This window comes from Actinoallomurus acaciae (assembly GCF_042429965.1).
Lineage (GTDB): Bacteria > Actinomycetota > Actinomycetes > Streptosporangiales > Streptosporangiaceae > Actinoallomurus > Actinoallomurus acaciae.
In genome coordinates this window covers 1-3855 of the sequence record NZ_JBHLZP010000664.1, presented here as the reverse complement: position 1 = coordinate 3855, position 3855 = coordinate 1, and the positions used below count along the sequence as shown (strand labels likewise).

Below are 3855 nucleotides of genomic sequence, written 5' to 3'. Positions count from 1 at the left end.
CGGCCGCGGCGGCCGGACGGGCCGCCGGAGCGGCGGCGCCGCGGTCAGCCGTGCTCGCCGACCGCGTCAACCGCTGGTGCAGACCTCTTCGACGAAATGACCGACGGCCTGTTCGGAGAGGTGACGGGACAGATCGGCCTCGCTGATCATGCCGACGAGCCGGTGGTCGTCGATCACCGGCAGGCGCCTGATCCGATGCTTCTCCATCACGTGCAGCACCTCACCGGCGTCCTCGTCCGCACCGATGAAGACCGGGGTGCCCTGCGCGAGCGTGCCCGCGGTCGTCGTCGCCGGATCGCCGCCCGCCGCGACGCACTTGACCACGATGTCACGGTCGGTGATGATCCCGTGCAGCCGGTCGTCGTCACCGCAGACCGGCATCGCGCCGATATCGAGGTCGTGCATCCGCTGCGCGGCGTATACGAGCGTCTGGTGTTCCCCGATGCACTCGGCACCGGGATGCATGATGTCGCGTGCGGTTGCCATGAGCTCCGCCCCCTGATGTTCAGTTCCGGCCTTCCGGCCGGTCACCGGAACTTTGCATAGATCATGCTGCGCCCGTCGGTGGCCCGGATAGAGGCAAAGGTCCTCAGGGCGTTCACCGAACGCGGGGGTGACGGCGCTTCGCGCCCCGGTCACGCCGCACCCGGGACTTCGGCCTCTGGCGGCCGGGGTGCCGGCGCGGTGCGATGGATTCTGGAGGTGATCGGCATGCTGGTCCGTGAGGTGATGACCACCCCGGTCGTGACCGTCCCGGCGGAGCAGACGGTGAGGCAGGCCGTCCACGTGCTGTACGAGCGTGACATCACCGCCGCACCGGTGCTGGACGACGAGGATCGGATGGTCGGGATCGTCAGCGAGATGGATCTGCTGCGCGGGGAGTTCGAGGCCGATCCGCGCGCCTATGCCCGTCCCGTCGCCGAGCCGGAGTCGGCACCGCCGGCGACCGTCGCCGAGGTCATGACGCCGAACGTGCGGACCGTACGCGAGAACGACGACGTCCTGGATCTCGTCGATCTGATGATGACGACCGGCGTGAAGAGCGTTCCCGTCATGAGCGGCTCCGCGCTGGCCGGCATCGTCAGCCGGCGCGACCTGATGGGCATCCTGGCGCACGGCGACGAACGGATCCGCGACGACGTGGTCGCGGCCCTGCGGGAGCTGTCCGTCGAGACGACGGCCACGCGGGTGGCCGTGCACGACGGCATCGTCGAACTGTCCGGGGACGCCGACGAGAGGTCGGCCCGGATCGCCGACGTCATCGCCCGGACCGTTCCGGGAGTCGTCCGCGTCGTGCATCCGCGGTGACGACGCGGCCCGGATGAGGTCACGGCCCGGCGCCGGCCATGTCGCGGTTGAGTTCGTCGATCACGCCGACGACGCCATCCGTGGCGGCGGCCAGCCGTACGACGATCGGGATCAGGTCTCTTTGCCGCATCGTGCCGCCAAGGGTGACCACGCCGTGACGGACATGGACCGAGACCTCCGTGGGGTCGGCCAGGGCGAAGACCTCGTGCCGGACCTCGTCACGGATCTCCTCGTCGGTACGGGTGAAGACGCTCAGCAGGTCGCGGCGGCTGACGATCCCGACGAGGCGGTTCTCGTCGTCGGTCACGGGCATGCGTTTGATCCGGTGCTCGTCGAGCAGCCGGGCCGCCTCCACGATCGTCGCCTCGGGATGAACGGTGATCGCCGGTGTGGTCATCAGGTCTTCGGCGGTCAGCGCCTGAGCCTTCGCCCACGACCGGTCGCGGCGTCGGCCGAACCAGTGCCGCTTCCCGCCGTTCCTGCCCTCCTCCTTGGCGAGCAGGTCGGACTCGGAGACGACACCGGCCACGCGATGGCCTTCGTCGATCACCGGCATCGCCGTGATCCCACGTTTGATCATGACCCCGACGATGTCCTTGAAGCACGCGCCTCGGTAGGCGCTCACCACGGCCCTCGTCATCACGTCGTTCACGGTTCGACGCCTCATATGGGTTCCCTCCTAGGCCACTCAACCGGACGATAGGCGACCGTCGTGGCGCCGGGCATGAGGCCGAAGTCCCGTCGGTGAGGACCGACGGCGCATCCCGGCGATGGCCGAAGGTCCCGGCACCGCCGATCGGGGCATATCGGTCGGGTGACCACGGAGTTCACTCTCATCGGGGTCGGGGCGATGAACTCGCCCCGCTATCGGCCGGCCGGGCTCCTGGTGACCCATGAGCGCTGCCGGGTCATGCTGGACGGTGGAGGCGCCGGCGGGCCCGCGTCACCGGTGGACTTCTGGCTGGTCTGTGACGCCCGGGCGGAGCTGATGCCGCAGATCCGGCGGTACTGCCGTGGGCTGCGTGTGACTCCGGTGATCGCAGACGTCCAGACGGGTGGTCTGGTGGTCGAGCCGCTGCCGGTTGTGCACACCTCGCACCCCACGTTCGGGTACCTGATGCGCGTGGGCGGGCGGCGTGTGGTGTGGGCACCGGAGTTCTGGGAGTTCCCGGAATGGGCGCGCGGGGCCGATCTGATGTTCGCGGACGCGGCGGGATGGCGGCGGCCGATCCGGTTCGCCGGTGGGGTCGGCGGCCACGCGGCGGTCTCGGCGACCGCGGAACAGGCGCGCCGCCACGGCGTGGCACGGCTGGTCTTCGCCCACATCGGCCGGCCGGCGATCCGCGCGATCGACGCGGGACAGGAACCGCCGTACGGGGAGTGGGGGGTCGAGGGCCGCGTCTACCACCTGTGACGCCACCGTTCGCCCGCTCGCCTTCTCCGCCTCGCCCCTTCGCGGAGGGAGTCAGCGAAGGCGCCGCAGGTGGGGGTCCCAGCGGCGCCGTGGCAGGACGTGGATCCGGGCGTCCACGGCGGTGACGCCGTCCGGGCGGGCGATGATCGGGTTGATGTCGACCTCGGCGATCTCCGGGTGGTCGTCGGCGAGCCGCGACAGGCGGATCAGAACGTCCTCCAGCGCCGCCGTGTCGACGGCGGGGGTGCCCCGGTGGCCGAGCAGCAGCGGTGCCCCGCGGATCGCGCGGATCAGGTCGGAGGCGTCCAGGTCGGTCAGCGGGGTGAGCCGCGCGGAGTGGTCCCCGAGCACGTCGGTGGTCACGCCGCCGAGGCCGAAGACGACGAGCGGGCCGAACAGGGGTTCCTGGACGATGCCGCACAGGGCCTCCACTCCCCTGCGGGCCATCCGCTGGACGAGCACGCCGCGGAGCCGGTCGCCGAACCGGTCCACGAACCGCGCGTAGGCCTGCCGCACGTCCCGTTCGCCGCGCAGGTCCAGTTCGACGGCGCCCGCGTCGCTCTTGTGCACGAGCCCGGAGACGTCGGCCTTGAGCGCGGCATGGTCGCCGAGCCCGGCCGCGGCGCGGACGGCGTCGTCGGCCGACGTGGCCCAGTGCCAGTCGATGACCGGTATGCCATAGGCGGTCAGCACGTCCATGCACTCGGCCGGCGAGAGCCAGTCGCCCGCCGGCGACCCGGCGAGCACGCGCCGGATGATCCGTTCCACCGGAGGAGCCGCGACGTCTCTCAGGTCCGGCTCGCGTCCTTGGGGGCGGGCGAGCCATCGGCTGTAGGACCAGGCGCGGGCGACGGCACGCGCGGCGTGTTCGGGGAAGGCGTACGACGGGACGCGACGCCCGCCGGGCCCCGGCCGGGCGCACACCGTCTCGTGCTGGCCGAGCACGACGGCCGCCAGGGGACGCGCGGCGCCCCCGATGGTGATCGCGGAACCGAGGTCGGAGACCGCCGTGGGCACCACGATCGCGATCACCGCGTCGACCTCCGGGTCGGCGGCGACGAACGTGGGGCCGGAGGCCTCCAGGGACGAGCCGGGAGGCCCCACGACCACGATGCGGCCGGCCGGGTCGATGC

General features: G+C 71.6%; 5 protein-coding genes. 2 read left to right on the top strand and 3 right to left on the bottom strand.

Annotated elements, in window-relative coordinates:
- Positions 1-66 precede the first annotated feature (66 nt).
- Positions 67-486 (bottom strand): CBS domain-containing protein, encoded by a 420-nt coding sequence (locus ACFFNX_RS44510; protein WP_378212307.1) that lies wholly within the window; start codon positions 484-486, stop codon positions 67-69.
- A gap of 198 nt (positions 487-684) precedes the next feature.
- On the opposite strand from ACFFNX_RS44510, the gene ACFFNX_RS44505 reads away from it, so the two are divergent.
- Positions 685-1308, top strand: coding sequence for a CBS domain-containing protein (locus tag ACFFNX_RS44505; RefSeq protein WP_378212306.1), 624 nt, complete (start codon positions 685-687; stop codon positions 1306-1308).
- 19 nt (positions 1309-1327) lie between these two features.
- Here the strand turns inward: ACFFNX_RS44505 and ACFFNX_RS44500 are convergent, their stop codons facing one another.
- Entirely contained in the window at positions 1328-1975 is a 648-nt protein-coding gene (locus ACFFNX_RS44500; RefSeq protein ID WP_378212305.1) for a CBS domain-containing protein, read from the bottom strand.
- A gap of 147 nt (positions 1976-2122) precedes the next feature.
- On the opposite strand from ACFFNX_RS44500, the gene ACFFNX_RS44495 reads away from it, so the two are divergent.
- Complete coding sequence (locus ACFFNX_RS44495; RefSeq protein ID WP_378212304.1) at positions 2123-2722, top strand: MBL fold metallo-hydrolase; 600 nt, start codon at positions 2123-2125, stop codon at positions 2720-2722.
- 51 nt (positions 2723-2773) lie between these two features.
- Here ACFFNX_RS44495 and ACFFNX_RS44490 read toward each other — a convergent pair.
- Positions 2774-3855 (bottom strand): acetate--CoA ligase family protein (locus ACFFNX_RS44490; RefSeq protein WP_378212303.1); only part of this gene is annotated, 1082 nt, incomplete at its 5' end.